Here is a 24,976-nt window from a genome sequence, read left to right on the forward strand (position 1 = left end):
GGAATAGTGACAGATCGGATACCCCGACTTCGACGCCGCATGGCATGCGGCACCGACCGGCCCCGGCCCGGAGCCGCCCACTCTACCGGGCCAGGAATCCGGAGGTCAGTGCTCCACCGAGGAGTGGACGCGGCAGCGGACTCAGGAGTGGTCCGCCGACGGCTCGGCGGAGGTGACCAGTTCGGTCAGCACGCCGTGGCAGTCCTTGGGGTGGAGGAAGGTGATGCGGGAGCCCATGGAGCCGATCCGGGGCTCGTCGTAGAGGACTCGGACACCCTTGCTACGGATGTCGGCGGCGTCACCGTCGACATCGGCGGTCCCGAAGGCGATGTGGTGGACCCCCTCGCCGTTCTTCGCCAGCCACTTGCCCACCGCGGAGTCCTCCCGGGTCGGCTCCAGGAGCTGGAGGTAGGAGGCACCGCCGTCCGAGGTGTCGTTGATCTTGAGCATGGCCTCGCGGACGCCCTGCTCCTCGTTCACCTCGGAGTGGAACACCTCGAAACCGTAGGTCGCACGGTAGAACTCGACAGTCTTGTCGAGGTCGAAACAGGCGATCCCGATGTGGTCGATTCGCGTCAGCATGGTCCCAGTGCAACGCCAGGGAGGTGGTTACGCAACGTGCGCGCCGTCACACCGGCTGCCCGGTGACCCTGAGCGGCACCGCTCAGTACATTGGCGGTAAACCCTCGTTCACTCCTCATCTCAAGGGGCTGTGCCTCATGTCTGGAACGACCGGTACCACTTCAGTGATCGTCGCGGGCGCCCGCACGCCCATGGGACGGCTGCTCGGCTCCCTCAAGTCCTTCTCCGGCGCGGAGCTGGGCGGCTTCGCCATCAAGGCCGCGCTCGACCGGGCCGGCATCGGCGGCGACCAGGTGGAGTACGTGATCATGGGGCAGGTGCTCCAGGCGGGCGCCGGCCAGATCCCGGCCCGCCAGGCCGCCGTCAAGGCCGGCATCCCGATGAACGTCCCCGCCCTCACCGTCAACAAGGTGTGTCTCTCCGGACTCGACGCCATCGCGCTGGCCGACCAGCTGATCCGCGCCGGCGAGTTCGACGTGGTCGTCGCCGGCGGCCAGGAGTCGATGACCAACGCCCCGCACCTGCTGCCGAAGTCCCGCGACGGCTACAAGTACGGCGCGATCGAGATGCTCGACGCGATGGCCTACGACGGCCTGACCGACGCCTTCGAGAACATCGCCATGGGCGAGTCCACCGAGAAGCACAACACGCGCCTCGGCATCGCCCGCCCCGAGCAGGACGAGATCGCCGCGCTGTCGCACCAGCGCGCCGCCGCCGCGCAGAAGAACGGCATCTTCGAGGCCGAGATCACCCCGGTCGAGATCCCGCAGCGCAAGGGCGACCCGGTCGTCTTCGCCAAGGACGAGGGTATCCGCGGCGAGACGACCGTCGAGTCGCTCGGCAAGCTGCGCCCGGCCTTCGCCAAGGACGGCACCATCACGGCCGGCACCTCCTCGCAGATCTCGGACGGCGCCGCCGCCGTGGTCGTGATGAGCAAGGCCAAGGCCCAGGAGCTGGGCCTGGAGTGGATCGCCGAGATCGGCGCCCACGGCAACGTCGCAGGCCCGGACAACTCGCTTCAGTCCCAGCCGTCCAGCGCGATCCGGCACGCCCTGAAGAAGGACGGCCTGGGCGTCGAGGACCTCGACCTGATCGAGATCAACGAGGCGTTCGCGGCGGTGGCCGTCCAGTCGATGAAGGACCTGGGCGTGACCCCGGAAAAGGTGAACGTCAACGGTGGCGCGATCGCCCTCGGTCACCCCATCGGCATGTCGGGCGCCCGCGTGGTGCTGCACCTCGCCCTGGAGCTCAAGCGGCGCGGCGGCGGTGTCGGCGCGGCGGCGCTGTGCGGCGGTGGCGGTCAGGGTGACGCCCTGATCGTCCGTGTTCCCCGCGTATCCGGCACCGGCAAGTAGTTCCGTACCTAAGGAGCATCAGCACATGGTGGACGTCCCCGAACTCGTCGCCCAGGCACGGGAGGGCAGGCCGCGCGCCGTGGCCCGGCTGATCTCACTGGTGGAGGGGGCGTCCCCGCAGCTGCGCGAGGTGATGGCGGCGCTCGCGCCGCTGACCGGCGGTGCGTACGTGGTGGGCCTGACGGGCTCGCCGGGCGTGGGCAAGTCCACGTCGACGTCCGCCCTGGTCGCCGCCTACCGGCGGGCCGGGAAGCGGGTCGGCGTCCTGGCCGTCGACCCCTCGTCCCCGTTCAGCGGGGGAGCGCTGCTCGGCGACCGGGTCCGGATGTCGGAGCACGCCTCCGACCCGGGCGTGTACATCCGCTCGATGGCGACCCGGGGCCACCTGGGCGGGCTCGCCTGGGCGGCCCCGCAGGCGATCCGCGTCCTGGACGCGGCCGGCTGCGAGGTGATCCTCGTCGAGACGGTGGGCGTCGGCCAGTCGGAGGTGGAGATCGCCTCCCAGGCCGACACCTCGGTGGTGCTGCTCGCGCCCGGTATGGGCGACGGGATCCAGGCCGCGAAGGCGGGCATCCTGGAGATCGGCGACGTGTACGTGGTGAACAAGGCGGACCGGGACGGCGCGGACGCGACGGCCCGCGAGCTGAACCACATGCTCGGTCTCGGCGAGGCGCGCGGTCCGGGTGACTGGCGGCCGCCGATCGTCAAGACGGTCGCGGCGCGGGGCGAGGGCGTCGACGAGGTCGTGGAGGCGCTGGAGAAGCACCGCGCCTGGATGGAGGAGCACGGTGTCCTGGCGGAGCGCCGCCGCTCGCGCTCGGCCCGAGAGGTCGAGACCATCGCGGTCACGGCGCTGCGCGAGCGGATCGGGGACCTGCACGGCGACCGGCGCCTGGACGCGCTCGCGGAGCGCATCGTGGCGGGTGAGCTGGACCCGTACGCGGCGTCCGACGAACTGATCGCGAGCCTGACGGGCAACTGACGGCCCGACCCGGCCCGACGGACGAAGGGGCCCGGTGCGCTTCCCGCGCACCGGGCCCCTGGGCGTGTCAGTCGTCGGCGCCGTCGTCGTCGGCGCTGTCCTTGGCGGCGCTGTCCTTGGCGTCGTCCTGCCCGTCGTCGCCGGTGTCGTCCTGACGCGCGTCGGTGCCGGTGCCGGCGTCCTCCGCGTCGTCGTCGTCGGCGTCGGCCTTCTCTGCGTCGTCCTTGCCGGTCTCGGTGCCGACGACCTTGCCCGTGGCCGCGTCCACGTGGACGGTGTACGAGGTGGTGCCCTGGCCGAGGATGTCGACCTCCCAGCCGCGGTCGTCGTCCCCGCCGTCGTCGTCCGTGTCGAGGTCGACGGAGACGACCGTGCCGGGCTTCGCCTTCAGGGCGGCGTCGATCGCCTGGGCGGCGGTCACCTTCGCGCCGCGCGCCGCGGCGCGCTCGTCGTCGTCCGCGTGCTGCGCGCCGGCGGCCCGCACCTGGGTGGGTGCCGGCTCCTGCGGGCCGTCGTCGGCCGCGACGGCGGCCGCGGTTCCGCCGCAGACCACGGCGGCCGCCGCGACGGTGGCGATGACGATGTTGCGCTTCATGAGGTCCTCCGAACGATGGGGTTCGCTTCGACGGACACCACTGTGCGGACCCGGACCTGAAGCCACGCTGAAGCAACCTGAAGCCGTCTTCAGGTGGGATTTGCGAACCTGGGCCCATGCGGTTGTTGATCGTGGAGGACGAGAAGCGGCTCGCCCTGTCCCTGGCCAAGGGCCTGACGGCGGAGGGCTATGTCGTGGACGTCGTCCACGACGGCCTGGAGGGCCTGCACCGGGCGAGCGAGGCGGCGTACGACCTGGTCGTGCTCGACATCATGCTGCCCGGCATGAACGGCTACCGGGTCTGCGCCGCGCTGCGCGCCGCCGGCCACGACGTGCCGATCCTGATGCTGACCGCCAAGGACGGCGAGTACGACGAGGCGGAGGGCCTGGACACGGGCGCCGACGACTACCTGACCAAGCCGTTCTCGTACGTGGTCCTGGTGGCCCGGATCAAGGCGCTGCTGCGGCGCCGGCGCTCCGGGGCCGGGGTGGCGCCCGTGCTGGTCCTCGGCGAGCTGCGGGTGGACACCGCGGCGCGCCGGGTGCACCGCGGCGAGGAGGAGGTCCCCCTGACCGCCAAGGAGTTCGCGGTCCTGGAGCAGTTGGCGGTGCGCCCCGGCACGGTGGTGTCCAAGGCCGAGATCCTGGAGCACGTCTGGGACTTCGCCTACGACGGAGACCCGAACATCGTCGAGGTGTACGTCAGCGCGCTCCGCCGCAAGCTCGGCGCCGCGCTGATCAGGACCGTGCGCGGCGCCGGCTACCGGCTGGAGGCGCGGTGAGCGGCCGGCCGTTCGCCTCGGTACGGGCGAGGGCCACGCTCGGGGCGACCCTGGTCGTCGCCCTGGCCCTGATCGCCGCCGGGATCGCCGTACTGCTGTCGCTGCGCGGCAACCTGGCCGGCCGGGCGGACGCCGAGGCGGACAGTGTCGCCCGGCGGGTCGCGTCGCAGATCGCGGCCGGCGCTCCGTACACCGCCCTCGACCTGCCGGACGGGGAGGACCATCCGGTGCAGGTCGTCGACCGGGACGGCCGGGTGCTGGCGGTCAGCGAGGGCCTGACGGCCATCAGCGGCACCGGCGTGTCCGGTGTCAACCCGGTCGCGAGTCCCGGGGCCGGCCGGGACGACGACGAGGACGACGACGGGCCGGGCGCCGGTGAGTCCGGCACCGTCACCTGGCACGGCGAGGGCCGGGCCACGGTGGACGGCAGGAGCGCCGCCTACCGGTTCGCCGAGGTGGAGGTGGCGGACGCCGGGGACGGGACGGTCCGGGTGTACGCGGGCGCGCCGCTGGCGGCGCAGCAGGACGCGGTGCGTACCGCCTCCGTCGCCATGCTGGTCGGACTGCCCGTCCTGCTGGGTGTGGTGGGCGGGGTGACCTGGCTGGTGACCCGGCGCGCCCTGCGCCCCGTCGAGGCCATCCGCCGCGAGATGGCCGCCATCACGGCCTCGGAGGACCTGAGCCGCCGGGTGCCCGAACCTCCGACGGGTGACGAGGTCGCCCGGCTCGCCCGGACCACGAACGAGACGCTGTCCGCCCTGGAGGCGTCCGTGGAGCGGCAGCGCCGGTTCGTCGCGGACGCCTCGCACGAGCTGCGCAGCCCGATCGCCAGCCTCCGTACGCAGCTGGAGGTGGGCGCCGCGCATCCGGGTCTGCTCGACGTCCCCGGCGCCGTCGAGGACACGGTCAGGCTCCAGCGGCTCGCCGCCGATCTGCTGCTGCTCGCCCGCCTGGACGCGGGGGAGCGGCCGGGGCGGACGCGGCTGGACCTCGGGGAGCTGGTGCGCGCCGAGGTGGCGCGGCGTACGGGGGACCGGATCGCCGTCCGGGTGGAGGCCGAGGAGGGTGTCGAGGCGCCGGGGTCGCGGGGGCAGCTGGCCCGGGTGCTCGCCAACCTCCTGGACAACGCCCAGCGCCACGCCCGCCACCGGATCACGGTGACGGTGCGCGCGGAGGGCGCGTGGGCGGTGCTGGCGGTCGCGGACGACGGCGAGGGTGTTCCCGCCGCCGAACGCGAGCGCGTCTTCGAACGGTTCGTGCGCCTCGACGACGCCCGCACGCGCGACGAGGGCGGTGCGGGCCTCGGTCTGGCGATCGCCCGGGACGTGGCCCGCCGCCACGGCGGGGACCTGACGGTGACCGCCGGGCGGTCAGGGGGCGCGCTCTTCGTCCTGCGGCTGCCGACGGCCGGCTGACCCGCGGGCGGGCCTCGTCGCTACGGCTTGCCCCGCCGGCCTCTGAGCTGGTCGGCGACCGGCTTCAGGGACTCGTGGAGGTCGCCAAGCGCCTCGGGGGTCAGCTGGTCGATGAAGTGCTTGCGCACCGACTCGACGTGATGCGGCGCCACCTTCCTCATCGTCTCCATGCCCTGCTCGGTCAGGACCGCGTACAGACCGCGCCGGTCCGACTCGCAGTTCTGCCGGCGGACGAGACCGGCGTTCTCCATCCGGGTGATCTGGTGCGAGAGCCGGCTCTTGGACTGCAGGGTCGCCGTCGCGAGGTCGCTCATCCGCAGCCGCCGGTCGGCCGACTCCGAGAGATTGACGAGGATCTCGTAGTCGTTGATGGTCAGACCGAAGGGCTGCAGGTCCTTCTCCAGCTGGTACGTCAGCATTCTGTTGACGTCCAGGTAGGTGCGCCAGGCGCACTGCTCGGCGTCGGTGAGCCAGGGGGTGGCCGTCTCGGTCTCCATATATGGATTCTACCTAAGAAGTTGAATACTGGACGAAGTCAGGGAGTGTGACGCCACGCACCCGGGGCCCCGGAGTACGGGTGCAGACGTTCGAGGACGTCACACTCCGCAGACTACCGCTCACAGCCCGAAGCGACGCTGGAGGTCCCCCAGCTGGCCGGGAAGGCGCGGTGCGGAACCGTGCTGACCCTGGCCCGAATGGCCGGAATGGTGCGTACCAGGCACCCCCGGCTGATGCGGGGCCGCGCCCGTCGCGCGCTCCGCCATCAGCAGCTCCGTCGACTGGAGCAGGACCGTACCCGCGCCCATGAACTCGAACTGGTGCTCCTCACCGGAGCTGCCGCCCAGGCCCGTCAGCGCCCGCACGCCGCCCATCACAGCCGTCAGGTAGCCGTGGTCGTAGTGGTGGCAGGGCGACGGGCAGTCCGCCCAGCCCACCAGCGCCTGCGGATCCACCCGCAGCGGGGGCTCCATGAAGACCACCGGACCGTTCGAGGCCGCCACGAACTTGCCCGTGCCCAGCAGCGTCACGAAGCCGGGCACGATCGACTGCTTCAGCGCCAGCGTCGGCTGGTACGCGAGGAGATTTCCCGAACGGATGGTCAGATTGCCCTCGTCCAGGTCGTACGAGTTCACGTCGAAGGCCCGGTCGGCGAGCAGCATCTTGCCGCTGCCCTCCGCCACCACCCAGTCGCTCGCGTGCAGCGGCGAGTGGAAGGACGTACGGACCAGGCGGTCGAGCCGACCGTGACCGATGCCGTTGAAGTCGATCCGCCCGTAGTAGGCGATCATCTTCCCCTTCTGCAGGAACCACTGGGAGCCCTTGAGCTCCACGCAGAAGGTGTACGGGTTGACGTTGTCGTCCGACGGCAGCGTCATCGGGTCGTGGATCACCGGGGCGCTCACAGCTTCTCCTCCGAGGCCTGGACGTACACCGCACCGCTGCCGCTCAGCTCCAGCTGGAACGCCTCGCCCGAGCCGCGTCCCACCATGTCGCGCCAGCCCAGCGCGGTGGACAGCTTGTTCCGTACGTCCCCGTGGTGGGCGACGTACGCCTGCAGGTCCACATGGACCGCGCGGCCAGGAGTGATCGGCAGCTCGATCACCCCGCCGTGCGCCATGACGGCCACCGAGCCGTGACCCTTCAGGGTCGTCGTGAAGAGGCCCTGGCCGGTCACCTGGCCGCGCACCATGCCCATCACGCCGCCCTGGGAGCCCATGAACATCGTGCCCTGCTCCAGGGTGCCGTCGAAGGCGAGCAGCCGGTCCGCCTCGACGTGGAGGGTGTCGCCGGTCAGCCGGATCACCTGGATGTGATGGCCGCCGTGCCCGAACATCACCGTGCCGTGGCCCTCGACCGTCATCAGCGGTGTCGCCTCGCCCGCCACCCGGCGGCCGATCATCGACATCACGCCGCCCTGGCCGCCGGCGATGTTCGGCGTGAAAGTGACGTCGCCACGGTAGGCGAGCATCGCGCCCCGCTGGCTGAACATGCGCTGCCCCGGTACGACCGTGGCCTCGACCATCTTGGAGTTGATCTCACGGAACGGCATCAGTCCTCCTGGCTCGCTTCTCCGCCGGCGCGGCGCGGAGGTGCGGACATCGTCGTCGTCCGCGGCCCGGTGGCCGCGCGTGCGACGCTCACACGTCACCCCCCACGGTGTTCCGCTCGCTCGGCTGGACGTACACGAGCCCGTCGCCCTCGAAGCGGATCTGGAACGCCTCGCCACCGCCCTCGCCCGTGAACGTGCGGAAGGTCACACCGGACTGGAAGTGCTGCTGGACGTTGCCCTGGTGGGCGATGTACGCGCCGGGGTCGACGGCGAGCGGGTACTGCGGGGTCACCCGCAGCACCACCGCGGGGCCGTCCGACATGATCGCCACCTGGCCGCTGCCCTCGACGGTCGTCGTGAAGAGGCCGTTGCCGGTCGCGCCGCCGCGCAGGCCGGTGAAGCTCGTGCCGGTGCGCAGACCGGCGTCGGCGCAGAGCAGATTGCTCGCCTCGACCCAGAGCTTGTCACCGTGCAGGGAGACGAGGTTGATCTCGGACGCCCGGTCGGCGAACCAGCAGGTCCCCTGGCCTCTCACCTCCATCAGCTCCATCTGCTCGCCGGTGAGCCGGCGGGTGACCATGCCGCGCAGGCCCTCGCCGCCGCCGGACATCTTCTTGAAGGCCATCTGGCCGTCGTAGGCCACCATCGAGCCGTTTTTCGCCTTGACGGCGTCGCCGGTCATGTCGACGGCCAGCACCTTGCTGCCTTGGAGTCGGAACGTTGCCACGCAGTGACGGTACTGGGCCCCCGGATAAAGAGACAGCAAAGTCGGCGTGCACAATGGACGGGCCCTTGTGCGTCCGTTCACAAGATCGAACGAAGGTGACCCCTCCCGTGGACATCAAGACCGCCTCCTCCCTCCACCGGCTCCGGCTCGTCTCGGCTCCGGAGGCCGTGTCGTTCCTCCTGCTGCTGGTCTGCTCGGTGCTGAAGCGGACCACGGACTTCAACGCGGTGCCGGTGATGGGTGCGATCCACGGCATCCTCTTCATCCTCTACGTCCTGTTCTGGCTCGACGCCTGGAACCGCACGAAGTGGAACATCAAGACGGCGGCGCTCTACTTCGTGCTCTCCGTGCTCCCCCTCGGCGGCTTCTTCGCCGAGCGCAGGCTGAAGCGCGAGGCGCAGGACGCGGTCATCGCCTCCCGCGCCCGCCGCGAGGGCGCGGTGAACGCGTGATCGTCGCCTTCTCCGTCACCCCGCTGGGCGTGGGCGAGGAGGTCGGCGAGTACGTGGCCGACGCCGTCCGGGTCGTCCGGGAGTCGGGGCTGCCGCACCGCACCGACGCCATGTTCACCTCGATCGAGGGTGACTGGGACGAGGTCATGGACGTCGTCAAGCGCGCCGTCGCCGCAGTGGAGGCCCGCGCGCCGCGGGTCTCGCTGGTCCTCAAGGCCGATGTCCGGCCCGGTGTCACCGACGGCCTGACCTCCAAGGTCGAGACGGTGGAGCGCCACCTCTCGGCCTGAGACGGAGAACCGTACGCGAGCCCCCGGCCCACCGCCGGGGGGGGGGGGGGCTTCGTCGTCGCCGCGCGCCGCAACGGCCCCGCGCCGCACCGAATGGGCGTACGCGCCGTCCCCATTCCGCCGTGCGGAGTAAAACCGCTCGCTCGGACTACTCCAGTCGACACATCGAACAGCGTCCCCTTTTGTGGGGTTATGGACCTGTTCGACGACAGCTGGAGGCACCGTGCGGCCGAGAGGCTACGACTACGACACCTACAGCCGACTCGCCGGTCCGCTCACGGAGCCGGACACGGACGCCTACCAGGTGCGGTACCGCAGCCTGCTCTCGAAGGAACCGCACCGCATACGTGCGGTCCTCCTCATGACCCTCGCGCCCCTGCTGTCCGCGCTGCTGCTCGCCTACCTCGTCTGGCCCAGCCACTGGACCGTCCGCGAGGGCGGTGAGCGGTGGCTCGTCGCGTTCGACACCGTGATGCTGGTGTCGATCGGTCTGATCTGCCTCTTCATGCTGGTGAACGTCGCGTCGATCGCCCACGCCACCATGGTGGCGCGCGACCCCGTACCCGTGTACCCGGAGAAGGGCACCCGCGTCGCCTTCCTCACCACGTACGTACCGGGCAAGGAACCCCTCTCCATGGTCCGCGCCACCCTCGAAGGGGCGGTGCGGCTGCGCCACTGCGGCCCGCGGGACGTCTGGCTCCTCGACGAGGGCGACGACGAGCGGGCGAAGGCGCTCTGCGCGGAGCTCGGCGTCCGGCACTTCACCCGTGCCGGCGTCCCGGAGTGGAACCGCCCGGCCGGCGCCCACAAGGCCCGCACCAAGCACGGCAACTACAACGCCTGGATCGCGATGCACGGGGACGCGTACCACTTCTTCGCCTCCGTCGACACCGATCACGTACCGCTGCCGAACTTCCTGGAGCGGATGCTCGGCTACTTCCGCGACCCCGACGTCGCCTTCGTCGTCGGACCGCAGGTGTACGGCAACTACACCTCCGCCGTCACCAAGGCCGCCGAGTCCCAGCAGTTCCTCTTCCACGCGCTGATCCAGCGGGCCGGCAACCGCTACCACGCGCCCATGTTCGTCGGCACCAACAACGTCGTGCGGATCGCCGCCGTCAAGCAGATCGGCGGCCTGTACGACTCGATCACCGAGGACATGGCCACCGGCTTCGAACTGCACCGCACCCGGAACCCGCACACCGGCCGCTTCTGGCGTTCCGTCTACACCCCCGACGTGCTCGCCGTCGGCGAGGGGCCGGCCTCCTGGACCGACTTCTTCTCCCAGCAGCTGCGCTGGTCCCGGGGGACGTACGAGACGCTGTTCAAGCAGTACTGGAAGGCGCCCTTCCGGATTCCGCCCGGTCGTCTCCTCAACTACACCCTGATGCTCGTGTACTACCCGATGACGGCCGTCAACTGGTTCCTCGGCGTCCTCAGCTGCGTCCTGTTCCTCTGGCTCGGGGCGTCCGGCACCCAGGTCTCCTCCGCCGTCTGGCTGATGATCTACAGCGACGCGGTGGCCCTGCAGATCGGCCTGTACCTGTGGAACCGCCGCCACAACGTCTCACCCCACGAGCCCGAGGGATCCGGCGGTCTGGCCGGCATGGCGATGTCCGCGCTCTCCGCCCCCATCTACCTCACGTCGCTCGGCTCGGCGGTCCTGCGCACCAGCGGCCGGTTCGTCGTCACCCCCAAGGGCGGTGAGACCAGCCCCGACCGGCTCAGCACCTTCCGCATCCACCTTTTCTGGGCCGCGGTCCTCGTCGCCTCGCTCGCCGCCTCCGTCCCCTTCCGCCACACCCACGCCGCCATGCGCACCTGGGCCGTCCTGGCCCTCGCCATCGCGCTCGCCCCCGTCGCCATCTGGAGCTGGACGACCCTGCGGGACCGGCGCGCCCGGGCCGAGGCCAGGAAGACCATGGCCGTCCACCCCGCCCCCGCCGGCGAGCCGGTGGCCCTGGTCGCCAAGGTCACCCAGACCACCGCCGCCGCCGCGGGGACCGCCAAGCCCGCCCCCGCTCCCGCGCCCACGACGACCGGAGGGAACTGAGCCATGGACTACCGGCCGTCGGAGAAACTCAGGAAGACACTCCTCGGCGGTGGCGCCGTCGTGGTCCTCGCGGCGCTCAACGCCCCGGCCGCCCTCTCCTTCGTCGAGGAGCGGTACCACGCCTACAAGATCGCCCAGCCCGGCTACAAGCGGAAGTACGGCTCCTGGGCGAAGGTCGCCGTCCCCGACGAGTACCGCGTCAACGCCATCCACGCCGCGCTCCTGCACACCGGCAAGGTGCTGCTGATCGCCGGCTCGGGCAACGACCAGAAGAAGTTCGACTCCGGCACCTTCGAGACCGTCCTCTGGGACCCGGTGAAGAACACCTTCAAGAAGATCCCGACCCCCGAGGACTTCTTCTGCGCGGGTCACACCCAACTCCCCGACGGCCGCCTCCTCGTCGCCGGCGGCACCGCCCGCTACGAGATCCTCGACGGCGAGGTGAAGAAGGCCGGCGGCGGGATGCGGGTCAAGAACGAGAGCCCCGACAAGGCGATCACCCTGAAGAAGGGCACCGTCTTCCGCTCGCCCTCGGGCGTCGAGTACGTCTCCAAGTTCGACGTGACGGTCCCCAAGGCCGAGCGCGAGTACGAGATCTCGTACTTCGAGAGCGGCCAGATGAAGCCCTGGAACACCAAGGTCACCGCCGCCGAGGCGCGGGTCTTCGTCGAGGCGAGGAAGGAGGGCGCGCAGGCGCTCACCACGGAGGCGGCGCAGTACGAGATCGTCGGCCTCAAGGGCGCCGACGCCGACAACGTCTACGGCCTCGCCCAGCGGCTCACCACCGAGAAGCAGGACTTCCAGGGCATCAAGGCGGCGTACGAGTTCGACCCGAGGGCCGAGAAGTACATACCCGTCGCCCCGATGAAGGACGCCCGCTGGTACCCCACGCTCGTCACCCTCGACGACGGCAGAGTGCTCGCCGTCTCCGGCCTCAACGACGTCGGCGACGTCGTCCCCGGCGACAACGAGATCTACGACCCCACGACCAAGAAGTGGTCCAAGGGCCCCTTCCGCTACTTCCCCACCTACCCCTCCCTCTTCCTCACGAAGGGCGGCAAGCTTCTCTACAGCGGCTCCAACGCCGGCTACGGCCCCGCCGAGAAGGGCCGCGAACCGGGGCTGTGGGACCTGGAGAAGAACAGCTTCACCCGGATCGGCGGGCTGACCGACCCCGACCAGCTGGAGACCTCCGCCTCCCTGATGCTGCCGCCCGTCCAGGACCAGAAGGTCATGGTCCTCGGCGGTGGCGGCGTCGGCGAGTCCCCGAAGTCAACGGCCCGCACGGCGATCATCGACCTGTCCGAGGCCCGTCCGGTCTTCCGGGACGGGCCCGCGCTGCCCCAGGGCACCCGCTACCTCAGCAGCGTGCTCCTGCCCGACGACACCGTCTTCACCACCGGCGGCTCGAAGGAGTACCGCGGCCGCGGCGGCAGCGACATCCTCAAGGCGCAGTTCTACAGCCCGGCGGCCAACGCCTTCACGGCGGCCGCCGACCCCACGGTCGGCCGCAACTACCACTCCGAGGCGCTGCTGCTGCCCGACGGCCGGGTCGCCACCTTCGGCTCCGACCCGCTCTTCGACGACAAGGACAACACCAAGCTAGGCACGTTCGAGCAGCGCATCGAGGTCTTCACCCCGCCCTATCTGCACAAGGCCGGCGCCGACCGCCCCGCCCTCGGCGAAGGACCGCAGGAGATCGACCAGAACGGCCGCGCCACCTTCCGTACGAAGAACGCGGCCCGGATCACCAGGGCCCGGCTGATGCGGCCCAGCGCCGTCACCCACACCACGGACGTGGAGCAGCGCTCGATCGCCCTCGGCCTCAAGAAGACCAGGGACTCGGTGACCGTCCAGGTGCCCCAGGACAGGACGCTGGTGCCGCCCGGCTGGTACATGCTCTTCGTGACGGACGCGGACGGCACGCCGTCCGAGGCGAAGTGGATCCAGGTCGGCTAGGGCCTCTCGTTCGGATCATGCCGGGCTCGCGTGCCCTGGCACCGCGCCTCGCCGCGTTGTCGTCGGTCGCCAACTCCCCCGTAGCCCTTCGGGCACGGGCGGTGCCCCCACCGCGTTGACTCCCTCCTCCGCCTTGCGATCCGTCCCCTCGGCCCTGGCGGGCCTGGGGAGACCCCATGCACCAGACCCCGCTCCCTGATCCGGCCTGATCCAAACGAAAGACCCTAGCCCCGGCCCGAGGCTCGCGTCAGGCGAGGCCGACCCGCGCATGGCACCGCTCGACCGCCGCCCGCGGGTCGCGCGCGTAGGTGCCGTCGCCGAACAGCTCGAACGTCATCCAGCGGTCGTACCCCCGGCGGTCGAGAGCCGAGAGGTAGTCGGCCAACGGCAGCTCCCCGTCCCCCCAGGCGAGGTGTCCGGCCGGCCGGCCGTCGACGAGATGGACGTGCCGGACGCGGTCGCCGAGCGCTTCGAAGACATCGTCGACGCTCTCCCCGGCGACAGCCATCGTCACCGTGTCCAGGACGGCTCCGAGGTTGGCCGCGCCGATCTCGTCGAGCATGGCCGCGAGCGCGCGGGAGTCGTTGACCAGGTTCGACTCCACGCGCTGGAGCGGTTCGAGCACACACTCCACGCCGAGGGCGGCGGCGTGGGCGGCGATCTCACCGATCGCGTCGACGGAGCGGCGCCACGCGGCGCCCGTGGCTTCGTTCTCGTAGCCGCGCCCCGGGGTCAGGAGGAGGAGCTCCGCCCCGAGCTCGGCGCACAGTTCGGCCGCGCGGCGGAACAGGGCGATGCTCTCGACGCGCAGCCAGTCGACCGGGGAGGCCACGTTGACCGGGTACATCACCTGCTCGGGGGTGAGGCAGTACGCGGCGAGTCCGCGCGCCTCGATGGAGCGGCGGATGCTCCGTGCGTCGGCGTCGCGGAGGCGCGGGATGTGGAGATGCGGGGCGATGCCCCACAGCTCCAGCTTCTCGCGTCCGAGCTCCGCCGCGTCGTCGAGGAAGGTGTCGAACGGAAGGTGCTGGTAGGCGAAGTTCGATCCGGTGATCTGCCGGGAGGAGAGGGCCATGGGGCTCCTGTCACGGGGGAGTGCGGTCACTTTCCGATGCCGTCGGCGAGGCCCTTGACGATGTAGCGCTGACCGAAGAAGAACAGCAGCACCACCGGGACCGCGGCGATCGCCATGCCGGCGAAGACGACGGGGAAGTCCGTGCCGTGCTTGCTCATCAGGCTGGTCAGTCCGACCGGCAGGGTCTGGACGTCGCTGCCGTTGGTGAACACCATCGCGAAGAGGTACTCGTTCCAGGCGAACAGGACGTGCAGCAGCACGGTGGAGGTGATGATCGGCTTGCACATCGGCAGGATGATCCGCCAGAAGGCGGTCCAGCGGCCGGCGCCGTCGATCTCGGCCGCCTCGTCGACCTCGCGCGGAAGGTCGATCATGTAGGCGCGGATGAGGAAGGTGGTGAACGGCACCCGGAAGGCCGTGTACAGGATGAGCAGCGCCCAGAAGCTGTTGTACAGGCCCATCGCCTGGAACATCCGCACGAGCGGCACCAGTGCCACGGTGGGGGTGAGCATGAGTCCGCCGAGAATGACCGCGGTGAGGACCTTGTTGAGCGGGATGTCCACCCGGGTGAGGCCGTAAGCGGCCCAGGCGCTGATGAAGACGGTCGCGATCGTCGACGTCACCGTGACGAGCACACTGGCCGTGAGGTAGTCGCCCACCCCGCGGTTCCACGCCTTCCGGTAGTTCTCCACACTCCAGGTGTCCGGGACCGCGAAGGGGTTGTCGAAGAGTTCGGCGTTGGTCTTGAACCCGTTGAGGACCATCCACAGCAGCGGATAGAGCACCACCACCGCCAGGCCCAGCAGGAAGGCCCACACGAACAGGCGCGCGATCACGCCGAGGAAGCCGAGACGAGTCACCATTCCACCCTTTTCCTACGGGTGATCCACAGCTGCGCCATGGCGATGGTGAGCGTGATCACGAAGAGCACGGTGCCGATCGCCGCGGCCGACCCGAAGTCGTTGCGTACGAAACCGTTGCGGTAGAGCCAGGTGCCGAGCACCTGGGTCGAGTTGTTCGGGCCCCCACTGGTCATCACCATGACCTCGTTGAACACCTGGAACGCGCCGGAGACGGTCACCATCATCATCAGACCGGTCATTTCGCGCACCAGCGGCAGCGTCACCCGGAAGAAGCGGCGCACGGGTCCGGCACCGTCGAGCGCGGCCGCCTCGTAGAGCTCGGAGGGGATGCGCTGGATCGCGACGGCGAAGAGCAGGGTGCAGTACCCGAAGCCCTGCCACTGGCTCATGGCGATGACCGCGAACATCGCCGTGTCCTCCTGCCCCAGCCACGCCTGGGCGAACTCACCGAGGCCCACCGCGTCGAGCACATGGTTGAGCAGGCCGATGTTGGGCTCGTAGACGAAGTGGAAGAGCAGACCGGCGACGGTCAGGGAGATCGCCGAGGGGATGAAGTAGACGGCGCGGAGGGCGCGCTGCCACCGCTCACCGCGCACGCTCTCGACGAGCGCGGCGAGCAGCAGCGCACCGAAGACCTGGAACACGATGGAGAGGACCGCGTACCAGAGGTTGTTGGCGAACGACGACCAGAAGACCGGGTCGCCGACGAGACGGCGGTAGTTCTCCAGACCGACGTACTCCTGGTCACCGCTGTAGATGTCCCACGTGAGCGTGGAGAACCCGAAGTTCTGCACGAGGGGCAGGTAGACGAACACTCCGAGCAGGACGAGGGCCGGAACGACCCACGCCAGCCCGAGCGCCCTTCGGCACATGGTGCGCACCGGCATGTTTCCCTTCGGATGCGCGGACTACTTGGCCGACGTGGAGGCACGGCGCACGCTCTCGAGCACCTTCTCGGGCGTCATGCCACCGCTGATGAGCGCCTCGCCGCCGGCCAGCCAGGCGTCGGCGACCTCGGGAGCGGTGACCATGTCGAGCCAGCCGACCAGGGCGGGAGCCTTGTTGACCCGCTCGATGCCCTCGAAGACGGCCTTGCTCGACGTCCGCGGCGTGACGGCCCCGACCACCGTGCTGGGCTGGCCGTACGGCGGTGAGGAGAGGGCCGCGGCGTTCTTCGGCTCGGTCGCGAACTTCATGAAGTCGACGGCGAGGGCCGCGCGCGGCGACCCCGCGTTGACGAAGTAGCCCTCCGGCGCTCCCTCGATCACCCTCGGGTCCCCCTTCGCGCCCCGCGGGGCGGGCAGCGGGAAGATCCCCAGGTTCTCGGGCGTGAGCGACCCGCCCGCGGTCGTGCTGTCGAACTCGAGGATCTCCTGGTAGTACATCGCCGCCTTGCCGCGGGCGAACGCCTCCTGCGCCGAGGTGTAGAGGACGCCGTTGGTGCCGCCCCGGGTGTCGGTGCACGAGTCGACGAGGGTCTTGAACTGCCGGAGGGAGGTGAGGTATCCCGGGTCGTCGAGGGTCGCCGTCCCGGGATGGTTGTCCGCCTCACGGGTGGGTGCCGGCACGTTGTACGCGAAGAGCTGCTGCAGGTAGTGCAGCGCGGGCCAGCCGTCCTTGTTGCCGAAGGCGACGGGTTCGTACCCGGCCTCGCGGAGCTCGGCGCAGCTGTCGATCAGCTCCTCGAAGGTGGCCGGGACCCCGACACCGGCCTTGTCGAACGCGGCTTTGTTGTAGCCCATGAACTTGCCGTTGTTGTACAGGGGTATGCCGTAGTACCTGCCGTCATGGGCGAAGGCGGACAGGGACGGCCTGCTGAAGGTCTTCCCCCACGCGGTGTCGGGGCCGATGACCTCCGTGAGGTCCGCCGCCCGGCCGCCGCGGACGAAGTTCTCGGCCCAGTTCCCGGCCCAGGTGAAGTAGATGTCGGGGAGGGCCCCGGAGGCGGTGAGCGTCTTGGTCTTGTCCTTGATGCTCTGGTCGGTCTCCTGGATGAGCTCCACCTCCACCCCGGGGTGCTTCCGCTCGTAGGCGGCGGCGAGGTCCTCGAAGTAGGGGCTGAGCGGGTCTCCCGCGAACTTGGTCAGGATGCTCAAGGTGCCGGAGAACTCCGGCGCGGCGCCGACATCGGCCGCCGGTGCCCGCGTCGGCCCGGCGAAGCAGCCGGTGAGGGCGAGCACCGAGGCCCCGAAGAGTGCCGCGTACCTCGTCATTGCACGAGCGCGCATGGGCTTCCTTTCGCTCGGGATGGGACCGCAGGTGCCGCCGGGCACCTCGGATCCGCCGCGGATTCCATGACGTGGACCGCTTGTGTGCGGCGACTGTACAGAGAATCTGATACCGGTACCAGAGTGCGGACGGAGAACTTCCGCGGAGCTGCCCGGCGCCACCTCCGCGCCGCCCGGCGGAAGACCGGCGATCCTTCCTGAAGGCGCAGGTCGCGTGCCGATTACGCGCGAAGTCTCGGCGTACGGGAGCCCCTTCGGTGTTGACGGTCCTGATCTCGTGTGCCAGCGTGAGGCCCGCGTGATACCGGTATCAGGTCGCTCAGCGCCGCCGGCCGCACCCTCCTCGAAAGGACCCGAAGATGCTCGGATTCAACGAGCCGGAAGTTCTCTCCCAGCTGGCGAGCACGGTGGCCCTGCGCCCCCGCATCGAAGAGCTCGTCGACCGCCTCGTGGACGAGGGGGTCGACCATCTCCTCCTCGTCGGCGCCGGCGGCACCTACGCCCAGATGTGGCCGTACGAGCACCTCGCCCGGCGCAGCTCGACCCTCTCCGTACGGGCCGTGATCGCCGCGGAGCTGGTCGCCTCCGGCGACGCCCTGCTCGGCGAGCGCTCGGTGGCCGTCTTCACCTCCGTGTCGGGCACGACGGAGGACAGCCTCGCCGCCATCGAGTTCTGCCGGTCCAAGGGCGTCCGCACGGTCGGCTTCACGGGATACGCCGATTCCCCGGTCGCCAGGAACGTCGACGTCGCTCTCGTGTCGGAGCCGAAGGCCTGGCCCTTCGACCCGCAGATGCTGCTCTTCATGGGCCGACTGCTCGCACGCCGAGGCGAGTTCGAGGGCTACGAGAAGCTCGCCGACGAGCTCGCCGGTGTCCCGCGCCTCATGGTCGACGTGGCGAAGCAGGCCGACGCGTCCGCGAGCGCCTTCGCCGAGGCCCACAAGGACACCGACTACCACTTCCTCGTCGGCGGCGGGAACCTGTGGGGATTCACCTACCTCTACTCCATGTGCATCCTCGAGGAGATGCAGTGGCTGCGCACCACCCGTGTGCACAGCGCCGAGTTCTTCCACGGCTCGCTCGAACTCCTCGAAGAGGACACGAGCGTGATCATCTTTCAGGGGGAGGACGAGACCCGGGCGCTGACCGACCGCGTCGAGGCCTTCGCCAGGCGCGTCTCCCGTGACGTGACCGTCTTCGACACCCGTGACTACGCCCTGGAAGGCATCAGTCCCGAGTTCCGCGGCCTCCTCGCGCCGCTCGTGCTCGACACCGTGATGGGCAGGGTGAGCAAGCACCTGGAGCGGGTGCGCGACCACTCGCTGGACCTGCGCCGCTACTACCGCGTCATGGACTACTGAGCCCACTGAGCCGACCGGCCCGCCGCCCCGGCCGTCGCCCCCGCGCCGGAGCCGGCGGGCCGCCTTCCGCCGGAGCCCGGCGGGCTCCCCGCCCCACGCCGCCCCCCCGTCCGGGCCCCGCGCTCCATGGCGCACCGCCCCTCGTACAGGAGAACCCTCATGAGAGTCCTCGGCTTCGGCGACAACATCGTCGACCGGTTCGTCGACCGCGGTATCGACTATCCGGGCGGCAACAGCGTCAACGTGGCCGTCTACGCCCGGCGGCTGGGCGTCGAGGCCGCCTACCTCGGGGTCTTCGGCGACGACGACCTCGGGTGCTTTCTGCGGGAGTCCATCGCCGCCCAGGACGTGGCCATGGACCACTGCGTCGTCCGCGCGGGCGAGTCCGGCCTGTCCACCCTGCGCGTCGACGACGGCGATCGCGTGTTCCTCGGCTGGAACGGCGGCGGCGTCACGGTACGGGAACCGCTCCGGCTCGACCCCGAACTGATCGCGTACGTCTCGCGGTTCGACCTCGTGCACTCCAGCGTGTACTCCCGGAGCGAGAGCGAACTGCCCCGCCTCGCCGCGGCCGGCCCCCTGGTCATGTTCGACCTGTCGAGCGAGGACGACTACCGCACCCCCTCCTACCTCGACCGCGTCTGCCCGTACGCGGACCTGGTCCTGCTGTCCTGCTCCCACCTCGACGAGGCCGCGACGCACGCCCTCCTCGCGGAGGCCGTGGACCGGGGCGCCGGAATGGCGCTCGCCACCCGTGGCGTCGACGGCGCGATCGCCCGCACGGACCGGTGCCGCGTCACCGCGCCCGCCCGCGGAACGGGGGAGGGGAAACCGCTCGTCGACACCATGGGCTGCGGCGACGCGTTCCTCGCCGGCTTCGCGCTCTCCCTGGTACGCGCGGGATGGGCCGCGGACACCCCGCTCCCCGAGCAGGTGATCGAACGGGCCCTGCGCGACGGAGCGGACGCGGCGTACGAGCAGTGCTTCGTCGAGGGCGCCTTCGGCCACGGCCGGCCCGTCGGACAGTCGGCTGTGTCTAGCATGTGGCGAGCCCTCGACCAGGAGAAGTGAGGTACGGAAACCGATGCCAGCAGACCGGGGTCACCCGTCGAGGGCGGTGACGCCGCCGACGATCTCGGAGGTGGCCGCCGAGGCCGGCGTCGGCCGCGCCACCGCGGCGCGCACCCTCGGCGGGTACGGGTACGTCAGCCCCGAGTTGAAGGAACGGGTGCTCGCGGCGGCCGAGAAGCTCGGTTACCGCGCGAACGCGCTGGCGCGCAGCATGTCGACCGGCGTGAGCCACACCCTGGGCGTCGTCGTCGCGGACATCGGCAACCCGTTCTTCGCGGGCATGGTGCGCGGGATCTCCGACGCCTCCCGCGCGCGGGGCTTCGACACCATCGTGCTGAGCACCTACGAAGACCTCGACGAGGAGATCGCGGCGACCAACGTGCTGATAGACAAGCGCGTGGACGGCGTCATCATCGCGTCGGCCGCGGTCGGCCGCGGCGAGGTCACCCACATCCGCACGGCCCTTGAGCGGGGTGTCCCGGTCGTGCTGGTCGACCGGGCGATCGGCTCCCTCGACCTCGACACCGTCGTCATCGACAACAGGGACGTGGCGCGCGAAGCCGTCGAGACGCTCATCGCGGCCGGCCACCGCCGCATCGGCTTCGTCTGGGGGCCACCGCTGGCGCAGCCGCCGGCGACCCGGCGCGCCCTGCTCGCCGCGGCGGCCCGCAACGTGTGGACGGACGGGGAGCGGCTGCGCGGATACCTCGACGCGCTGGACGACGCGGGCATCCCCTTCGACCCGGAGCTGGTGATGGTCGGGCCCAAGACCGAGGAGCACGCGACCGAGGAGGTCGTCCGCATGCTCACCCTGCCCCAGCGTGCCACCGCGCTGTTCTGCACGGAGACCGACGCGATGACCGGGGCGCTGCGGGCGGTGCGGGCGCTGAAGCTCTCCTACCCCGGCGATTTGTCGCTGATCGGCTTCGACGACAGCGCCTGGGCGGCGGTCATGGACCCGCCCCTCACGATGATCGAACAGCCGGTGCGCGCACTCGGCGCGAAGGCGGCGGAGGTACTGCTCGACCCGCTGGAGGGAGCGGAACCCCGCCGTGAGACGCACACGCTGCACGCCCGCCTCGTGGCGCGCTCCTCGGTCGCCCCGCCTCCCGCGCTCTGAACCGGCGTCCGGCCCTCCGGCCGCTCCGGCCTATGCCTCGGCTCTTCTCGCCAGCCCCAGCGCGTACTCCGGCCACCAGGTGCCGGCGGCCGGGCCGCCCCGGCAGGGGCCGTCCGAGTCGCCGGGGCGTTTGATCCACAGGTAGGCGTCGACCAGTGCGTCGCCGGTGCGGTCGGTCGGCGGCACGCCGAGCGCCCGGCCCGGCGGATTGCACCACGCCTCCTCCCGGTCGCCCAAGAGGGGACCGACGCCGTTGCGACTGGTGTCCACGGTGAAGTGGGCTCCGCCGAGCATCCCGGACAGCGTGGCGCCGAAGCTCTTCACGGTCTCGTCGGTCTGGAAGTTGGAGACGTTGAGCGAGAATCCGTCCGCCTCGGCGACGCCCGCCTTCCGCAGGGGTTCCACCAGCTTCCCCGGCTCTTCGATCCAGGCCGGGTTGCCCGCGTCGAGGTAGACCCGGGTGTTCGGCTGCCGCTTCAGCCGGTCGACCGCCTCGGAGAGCAGCTGGTAGCGCTCGCCGTGGTACTGCCCGGGTGTGCAGCCGTCCACGATGTGCGGCACCGCGTCCGGCTCCAGGATCACGATCGCCGGTGCCTCGCCGATCGCGTCGGCGAAGGCGCCGATCCACTCCCGGTACGCCCCCGCGTCCCGCGCGCCACCGGCCGAGTACATCCCGCAGTCGCGGTGCGGGATGTTGTACGCGACGAACACGACCGTCCGCCGGTCGGCCGCGGCGCCCCGCACCGCCCGGGTGACGTCCGGTACGGGATCGTCCCCGGCCGGCCACTCCGCGACCGGGCGCTCCGCGATCCGCCGGAGCAGCTCGGCCTCCTCCGTACGCCCCTGCGCCTCGTACTGCCGGACCTGACGGGCCGCGTCGCTGTCGGGATCGACCCAGAACGGCGAGCGGGCCGTCGGCGCCATGGACTCGCCGCGGGCCGACGGCGGACCGGCCGGGGACCCGGCCGGGTCCTCTCCGCCGCATCCGGCGAGGAGCAGCCCGCAGACCAGGGCGAGGGCGAGGCAGAGCGTGCGGCGGGACATCCGGCCCCCAGAGTCGGGTACGGGACAGATCGGGCTATCGTGGCATAACGGTCAGTCCATGCCGGGGTGCGACACCGCGCCCCCCGCCGAAGTCCTGTCGACCGAAGGGCGAGACAGGGCTGACCACCATGTGACCAGTGGGTAAGGTCGACGCGTGCCGAAGCCGCTCAGTCTCCCGTTCGACCCCATCGCCCGCGCCGACGAACTCTGGCAGAAGCGCTGGGGGCCGGTCCCCTCGATGGCCGCGATCACCTCGATCATGCGCGCCCACCAGATCCTCCTCGCCGAGGTCGACGCCGTGGTCAAGCCGTACGGACTGACCTTCGCCCGGTACGAGGCGCTGGTGCTGCTGACCTTCTCCAAGGCGGGTGAGCTGCCGATGTCCAAGATCGGCGAGCGGCTCATGGTCCACCCGACGTCCGTGACGAACACGGTGGACCGCCTGGTCAGGTCCGGCCTGGTGGCCAAGCGGCCCAACCCCAACGACGGGCGCGGCACGCTCGCCTCCATCACGGAGAAGGGCCGCGAGGTCGTCGAGGCGGCGACCCGGGACCTGATGGCGATGGACTTCGGCCTCGGGGCGTACGACGCCGAGGAGTGCGCCGAGATCTTCGCGATGCTGCGGCCCCTGCGGGTCGCGGCGGGGGACTTCGAGGAGAGGTAGCGGCGGAGGGGCCCGCACGAAGATCGGCCGGAAGGTGCCGTTACGCTCGACGGCATGAAATCCAGCGTGCTGACCCGTTACCGCGTCATGGCGTACATCACCGCCGTCATGCTGCTCGTGCTGTGCACCTGCATGGTCTTCAAGTACGGGTTCGACATGGGCGAGGACGTGACCTTCGCGGTCTCCCAGACCCACGGTGTCCTCTACATCATCTATCTGATCTTCGCCTTCGACCTGGGCTCCAAGGCGAAGTGGCCGTTCGGCAAGCTCCTGTGGATCTTGCTGAGCGGGACGATTCCCTTCGCCGCCTTCTTCGTCGAGCGCAAGGTCGTCCGCGAGACGCTTCCGCTGGTCAGCGGCGCGCAGCCGACCGCCGCGAAGGCCTGACGCCCAAGCCCCGCACAGATGTGCGGGGCTTTGCCATCGACATTTACTAGGACGTCCTAGTAAATTCGAAGTATGGACGCTCACGCGATCGAGGAAGGCCGCCGACGCTGGCAGGCCCGTTACGACAAGGCCCGCAAGCGCGACGCCGACTTCACCACGCTCTCCGGGGACCCGGTCGAGCCCGTCTACGGGCCCCGGCCCGGTGACACCTACGAGGGGTTCGAACGCATCGGCTGGCCCGGTGAGTATCCCTTCACGCGCGGCCTGCACCCCACCGGCTACCGCGGCCGGACCTGGACCATCCGCCAGTTCGCCGGCTTCGGCAACGCCGAGCAGACCAACGAGCGGTACAAGATGATCCTGGCCGCCGGCGGCGGCGGGCTCTCGGTCGCCTTCGACATGCCGACCCTCATGGGCCGCGACTCCGACGACCCGCGCTCGCTGGGCGAGGTCGGCCACTGCGGGGTGGCCATCGACTCCGCCGCCGACATGGAGGTCCTCTTCAAGGACATCCCGCTCGGCGACGTCACGACCTCCATGACCATCTCCGGGCCCGCCGTGCCCGTCTTCTGCATGTACCTGGTCGCCGCCGAGCGGCAGGGTGTCGACCCGGGCGTGCTCAACGGCACGCTCCAGACCGACATCTTCAAGGAGTACATCGCGCAGAAGGAGTGGCTCTTCCAGCCCGAGCCGCACCTGCGCCTGATCGGCGACCTCATGGAGCACTGCGCGGCGGGCATCCCCGCGTACAAGCCGCTCTCCGTCTCCGGCTACCACATCCGCGAGGCCGGGGCGACGGCCGCGCAGGAGCTGGCGTACACCCTCGCCGACGGCTTCGGCTACGTCGAGCTCGGGCTGAGCCGCGGCCTGGACGTGGACGTCTTCGCCCCCGGCCTCTCCTTCTTCTTCGACGCCCACCTCGACTTCTTCGAGGAGATCGCCAAGTTCCGCGCCGCCCGCCGGATCTGGGCGCGCTGGATGAAGGAGGTCTACGGCGCCCGGACCGACAAGGCCCAGTGGCTCCGCTTCCACACCCAGACCGCCGGTGTCTCCCTCACCGCCCAGCAGCCGTACAACAACGTCGTACGGACCGCCGTGGAGGCCCTCTCCGCGGTCCTCGGCGGCACCAACTCGCTGCACACCAACGCCCTCGACGAGACCCTCGCGCTGCCCAGCGAGCAGGCCGCCGAGATCGCCCTGCGCACCCAGCAGGTGCTGATGGAGGAGACCGGCGTCGCCAACGTGGCCGACCCGCTGGGCGGTTCCTGGTACGTCGAGCAGCTCACGGACCGGATCGAGGCCGACGCGGAGAAGATCTTCGACCAGATCAGGGAGCGCGGCCGGCGCGCCCACCCGGACGGGCAGCACCCGATCGGGCCGATGACCTCCGGCATCCTGCGCGGCATCGAGGACGGCTGGTTCACCGGCGAGATCGCCGAGTCCGCCTTCCGGTACCAGCAGTCCCTGGAGAAGGGCGACAAGCGGGTCGTCGGCGTCAACGTCCACCACGGCTCGGTCACCGGCGACCTGGAGATCCTGCGGGTCAGCCACGAGGTCGAACGCGAGCAGGTCCGGGTCCTCGCCGACCGCAAGGCGCGCCGCGACGACGCCCGGGTCCGCGCCTCGCTCGACGCGATGCTGGCGGCGGCCCGGGACGGCTCGAACATGATCGCCCCGATGCTCGACGCGGTACGGGCGGAGGCCACGCTCGGCGAGATCTGCGACGCGCTCCGCGAGGAGTGGGGCGTCTACACCGAGCCCCCGGGCTTCTAGGGCCTCTCACCGCCGGCCGCTGTGAGCCCCGGGCCGCGGTAGGCCCCCGGCTCGCGCCCGGCGAAGCCGCCCGCCCGTACTCCGCGCAGGAAGGCGCGCACGGCGTCCACCGAGCTCACCGCCGGTTCCCAGTCGAGTTCACGGCGCG

Annotated in this window: 25 protein-coding genes; 14 read left to right on the forward strand and 11 right to left on the reverse strand. The window is 70.6% G+C overall.

Features of this window, described 5'->3' with window-relative positions; genetic code table 11:
- Positions 1-141 precede the first annotated feature (141 nt).
- Entirely contained in the window at positions 142-582 is a 441-nt protein-coding gene (gene mce / locus ACWDX6_RS22725; RefSeq protein ID WP_356891400.1) for a methylmalonyl-CoA epimerase, read from the reverse strand.
- A 137-nt stretch (positions 583-719) separates the two neighbouring features.
- Between mce and ACWDX6_RS22730 the strand changes: the two genes are divergently transcribed.
- Positions 720-1,937: an acetyl-CoA C-acetyltransferase gene (locus ACWDX6_RS22730; protein ID WP_451486709.1), complete on the forward strand. Its 1,218-nt coding sequence runs from the start codon at positions 720-722 to the stop codon at positions 1,935-1,937.
- Between the two features lie 25 nt (positions 1,938-1,962).
- Positions 1,963-2,919, forward strand: a complete 957-nt coding sequence (meaB, locus tag ACWDX6_RS22735; protein WP_451486710.1) for a methylmalonyl Co-A mutase-associated GTPase MeaB — start codon at positions 1,963-1,965, stop codon at positions 2,917-2,919.
- Between the two features lie 67 nt (positions 2,920-2,986).
- Here meaB and ACWDX6_RS22740 read toward each other — a convergent pair whose 3' ends face one another.
- On the reverse strand, positions 2,987-3,514 hold the full coding sequence (locus tag ACWDX6_RS22740) for a PepSY domain-containing protein (protein ID WP_451486711.1): 528 nt from the start codon (positions 3,512-3,514) through the stop codon (positions 2,987-2,989).
- Between the two features lie 116 nt (positions 3,515-3,630).
- Here ACWDX6_RS22740 and ACWDX6_RS22745 point away from each other — a divergent pair, with 116 nt between their 5' ends.
- Together ACWDX6_RS22745 and ACWDX6_RS22750 are read left to right on the forward strand one after the other, a co-directional pair.
- Positions 3,631-4,296 (forward strand): response regulator transcription factor, encoded by a 666-nt coding sequence (locus ACWDX6_RS22745; protein WP_451486712.1) that lies wholly within the window; start codon positions 3,631-3,633, stop codon positions 4,294-4,296.
- Positions 4,293-5,711, forward strand: a complete 1,419-nt coding sequence (locus ACWDX6_RS22750) for an ATP-binding protein (RefSeq protein WP_451486713.1) — start codon at positions 4,293-4,295, stop codon at positions 5,709-5,711. The genes ACWDX6_RS22745 and ACWDX6_RS22750 overlap by 4 nt, the downstream gene beginning before the upstream one ends.
- A gap of 20 nt (positions 5,712-5,731) precedes the next feature.
- On the opposite strand, the gene ACWDX6_RS22755 is transcribed toward ACWDX6_RS22750, so the two are convergent.
- The 4 genes from ACWDX6_RS22755 to ACWDX6_RS22770 form a co-directional block, all read right to left on the reverse strand.
- Positions 5,732-6,208, reverse strand: a complete 477-nt coding sequence (locus ACWDX6_RS22755; RefSeq protein ID WP_451486714.1) for a MarR family winged helix-turn-helix transcriptional regulator — start codon at positions 6,206-6,208, stop codon at positions 5,732-5,734.
- Positions 6,209-6,328: 120 nt separating this feature from the next.
- Positions 6,329-7,114, reverse strand: a complete 786-nt coding sequence (locus ACWDX6_RS22760; protein ID WP_451486715.1) for an AIM24 family protein — start codon at positions 7,112-7,114, stop codon at positions 6,329-6,331.
- A complete protein-coding gene (locus ACWDX6_RS22765) occupies positions 7,111-7,761 on the reverse strand; it encodes an AIM24 family protein (protein ID WP_451486716.1) in 651 nt (216 codons plus the stop codon). The genes ACWDX6_RS22760 and ACWDX6_RS22765 overlap by 4 nt, the downstream gene beginning before the upstream one ends.
- Positions 7,762-7,849: 88 nt before the next feature.
- The gene (locus tag ACWDX6_RS22770; RefSeq protein WP_451486717.1) at positions 7,850-8,488 is read right to left on the reverse strand and encodes an AIM24 family protein; all 639 of its coding nucleotides are present in this window, start codon (positions 8,486-8,488) and stop codon (positions 7,850-7,852) included.
- A 107-nt stretch (positions 8,489-8,595) separates the two neighbouring features.
- Between ACWDX6_RS22770 and ACWDX6_RS22775 the strand changes: the two genes are divergently transcribed.
- The 4 genes from ACWDX6_RS22775 to ACWDX6_RS22790 all read left to right on the forward strand — a co-directional run bounded on the left by ACWDX6_RS22775 (position 8,596) and on the right by ACWDX6_RS22790 (position 13,242).
- Positions 8,596-8,940: a DUF3817 domain-containing protein gene (locus ACWDX6_RS22775; protein WP_451486718.1), complete on the forward strand. Its 345-nt coding sequence runs from the start codon at positions 8,596-8,598 to the stop codon at positions 8,938-8,940.
- The gene (locus ACWDX6_RS22780; protein WP_451486719.1) at positions 8,937-9,230 is read left to right on the forward strand and encodes an MTH1187 family thiamine-binding protein; all 294 of its coding nucleotides are present in this window, start codon (positions 8,937-8,939) and stop codon (positions 9,228-9,230) included. The genes ACWDX6_RS22775 and ACWDX6_RS22780 overlap by 4 nt, the downstream gene beginning before the upstream one ends.
- A gap of 223 nt (positions 9,231-9,453) precedes the next feature.
- Positions 9,454-11,283: a glycosyltransferase family 2 protein gene (locus ACWDX6_RS22785; RefSeq protein ID WP_451486720.1), complete on the forward strand. Its 1,830-nt coding sequence runs from the start codon at positions 9,454-9,456 to the stop codon at positions 11,281-11,283.
- A 3-nt stretch (positions 11,284-11,286) separates the two neighbouring features.
- A complete protein-coding gene (locus ACWDX6_RS22790) occupies positions 11,287-13,242 on the forward strand; it encodes a galactose oxidase-like domain-containing protein (protein WP_451486721.1) in 1,956 nt (651 codons plus the stop codon).
- Between the two features lie 247 nt (positions 13,243-13,489).
- On the opposite strand, the gene ACWDX6_RS22795 is transcribed toward ACWDX6_RS22790, so the two are convergent.
- The 4 genes from ACWDX6_RS22795 to ACWDX6_RS22810 are packed head-to-tail and all read right to left on the reverse strand — an operon-like array spanning position 13,490 to position 17,408.
- Positions 13,490-14,317, reverse strand: coding sequence for a sugar phosphate isomerase/epimerase family protein (locus ACWDX6_RS22795; protein ID WP_451486722.1), 828 nt, complete (start codon positions 14,315-14,317; stop codon positions 13,490-13,492).
- A gap of 26 nt (positions 14,318-14,343) precedes the next feature.
- Complete coding sequence (locus ACWDX6_RS22800) at positions 14,344-15,180, reverse strand: carbohydrate ABC transporter permease (RefSeq protein WP_451486723.1); 837 nt, start codon at positions 15,178-15,180, stop codon at positions 14,344-14,346.
- Positions 15,174-16,067, reverse strand: coding sequence for a carbohydrate ABC transporter permease (locus ACWDX6_RS22805; protein WP_451486724.1), 894 nt, complete (start codon positions 16,065-16,067; stop codon positions 15,174-15,176). Before ACWDX6_RS22805 ends, ACWDX6_RS22800 begins: the two co-directional genes overlap by 7 nt.
- Positions 16,068-16,088: 21 nt before the next feature.
- Entirely contained in the window at positions 16,089-17,408 is a 1,320-nt protein-coding gene (locus ACWDX6_RS22810; protein WP_451486725.1) for an ABC transporter substrate-binding protein, read from the reverse strand.
- Between the two features lie 359 nt (positions 17,409-17,767).
- Between ACWDX6_RS22810 and ACWDX6_RS22815 the strand changes: the two genes are divergently transcribed.
- From ACWDX6_RS22815 to ACWDX6_RS22825, 3 genes are all read left to right on the forward strand, one after another.
- Positions 17,768-18,769 (forward strand): SIS domain-containing protein, encoded by a 1,002-nt coding sequence (locus ACWDX6_RS22815; RefSeq protein WP_451486726.1) that lies wholly within the window; start codon positions 17,768-17,770, stop codon positions 18,767-18,769.
- Positions 18,770-18,928: 159 nt separating this feature from the next.
- A complete protein-coding gene (locus ACWDX6_RS22820; protein ID WP_451486727.1) occupies positions 18,929-19,840 on the forward strand; it encodes a PfkB family carbohydrate kinase in 912 nt (303 codons plus the stop codon).
- 13 nt (positions 19,841-19,853) lie between these two features.
- Positions 19,854-20,960 carry a LacI family DNA-binding transcriptional regulator gene (locus ACWDX6_RS22825; protein WP_451486728.1) on the forward strand — a complete coding sequence of 369 codons (1,107 nt, stop codon included), beginning with the start codon at positions 19,854-19,856 and terminating at the stop codon, positions 20,958-20,960.
- 30 nt (positions 20,961-20,990) lie between these two features.
- Here ACWDX6_RS22825 and ACWDX6_RS22830 read toward each other — a convergent pair whose 3' ends face one another.
- On the reverse strand, positions 20,991-22,004 hold the full coding sequence (locus ACWDX6_RS22830) for a glycoside hydrolase family 6 protein (protein WP_451486729.1): 1,014 nt from the start codon (positions 22,002-22,004) through the stop codon (positions 20,991-20,993).
- Positions 22,005-22,158: 154 nt separating this feature from the next.
- On the opposite strand from ACWDX6_RS22830, the gene ACWDX6_RS22835 reads away from it, so the two are divergent.
- The 3 genes from ACWDX6_RS22835 (at position 22,159) to ACWDX6_RS22845 (ending at position 24,828) form a co-directional block, all read left to right on the forward strand.
- Entirely contained in the window at positions 22,159-22,668 is a 510-nt protein-coding gene (locus tag ACWDX6_RS22835) for a MarR family winged helix-turn-helix transcriptional regulator (protein WP_451486730.1), read from the forward strand.
- Between the two features lie 54 nt (positions 22,669-22,722).
- On the forward strand, positions 22,723-23,055 hold the full coding sequence (locus ACWDX6_RS22840; RefSeq protein ID WP_451486731.1) for a DUF3817 domain-containing protein: 333 nt from the start codon (positions 22,723-22,725) through the stop codon (positions 23,053-23,055).
- A 72-nt stretch (positions 23,056-23,127) separates the two neighbouring features.
- Positions 23,128-24,828: an acyl-CoA mutase large subunit family protein gene (locus ACWDX6_RS22845; RefSeq protein ID WP_451486732.1), complete on the forward strand. Its 1,701-nt coding sequence runs from the start codon at positions 23,128-23,130 to the stop codon at positions 24,826-24,828.
- Positions 24,829-24,976 lie beyond the last annotated feature (148 nt).

It is taken from the genome of Streptomyces sp. NPDC003027, from assembly GCF_053591435.1.

Coding starts and splice junctions, on each gene's coding strand:
- mce (WP_356891400.1), bottom strand. CDS start 582: ATGCTGACGCGAATCGACCACATCGGGATCGCCTGTTTCGACCTCGAC.
- ACWDX6_RS22795 (WP_451486722.1), bottom strand. CDS start 14,317: ATGGCCCTCTCCTCCCGGCAGATCACCGGATCGAACTTCGCCTACCAG.
- ACWDX6_RS22755 (WP_451486714.1), bottom strand. CDS start 6,208: ATGGAGACCGAGACGGCCACCCCCTGGCTCACCGACGCCGAGCAGTGC.
- ACWDX6_RS22840 (WP_451486731.1), top strand. CDS start 22,723: ATGAAATCCAGCGTGCTGACCCGTTACCGCGTCATGGCGTACATCACC.
- ACWDX6_RS22740 (WP_451486711.1), bottom strand. CDS start 3,514: ATGAAGCGCAACATCGTCATCGCCACCGTCGCGGCGGCCGCCGTGGTC.
- ACWDX6_RS22765 (WP_451486716.1), bottom strand. CDS start 7,761: ATGCCGTTCCGTGAGATCAACTCCAAGATGGTCGAGGCCACGGTCGTA.
- ACWDX6_RS22730 (WP_451486709.1), top strand. CDS start 720: ATGTCTGGAACGACCGGTACCACTTCAGTGATCGTCGCGGGCGCCCGC.
- meaB (WP_451486710.1), top strand. CDS start 1,963: ATGGTGGACGTCCCCGAACTCGTCGCCCAGGCACGGGAGGGCAGGCCG.
- ACWDX6_RS22830 (WP_451486729.1), bottom strand. CDS start 22,004: ATGTCCCGCCGCACGCTCTGCCTCGCCCTCGCCCTGGTCTGCGGGCTG.
- ACWDX6_RS22745 (WP_451486712.1), top strand. CDS start 3,631: ATGCGGTTGTTGATCGTGGAGGACGAGAAGCGGCTCGCCCTGTCCCTG.
- ACWDX6_RS22845 (WP_451486732.1), top strand. CDS start 23,128: ATGGACGCTCACGCGATCGAGGAAGGCCGCCGACGCTGGCAGGCCCGT.
- ACWDX6_RS22820 (WP_451486727.1), top strand. CDS start 18,929: ATGAGAGTCCTCGGCTTCGGCGACAACATCGTCGACCGGTTCGTCGAC.
- ACWDX6_RS22790 (WP_451486721.1), top strand. CDS start 11,287: ATGGACTACCGGCCGTCGGAGAAACTCAGGAAGACACTCCTCGGCGGT.
- ACWDX6_RS22800 (WP_451486723.1), bottom strand. CDS start 15,180: ATGGTGACTCGTCTCGGCTTCCTCGGCGTGATCGCGCGCCTGTTCGTG.
- ACWDX6_RS22810 (WP_451486725.1), bottom strand. CDS start 17,408: ATGCGCGCTCGTGCAATGACGAGGTACGCGGCACTCTTCGGGGCCTCG.
- ACWDX6_RS22825 (WP_451486728.1), top strand. CDS start 19,854: ATGCCAGCAGACCGGGGTCACCCGTCGAGGGCGGTGACGCCGCCGACG.
- ACWDX6_RS22815 (WP_451486726.1), top strand. CDS start 17,768: ATGCTCGGATTCAACGAGCCGGAAGTTCTCTCCCAGCTGGCGAGCACG.
- ACWDX6_RS22805 (WP_451486724.1), bottom strand. CDS start 16,067: ATGCCGGTGCGCACCATGTGCCGAAGGGCGCTCGGGCTGGCGTGGGTC.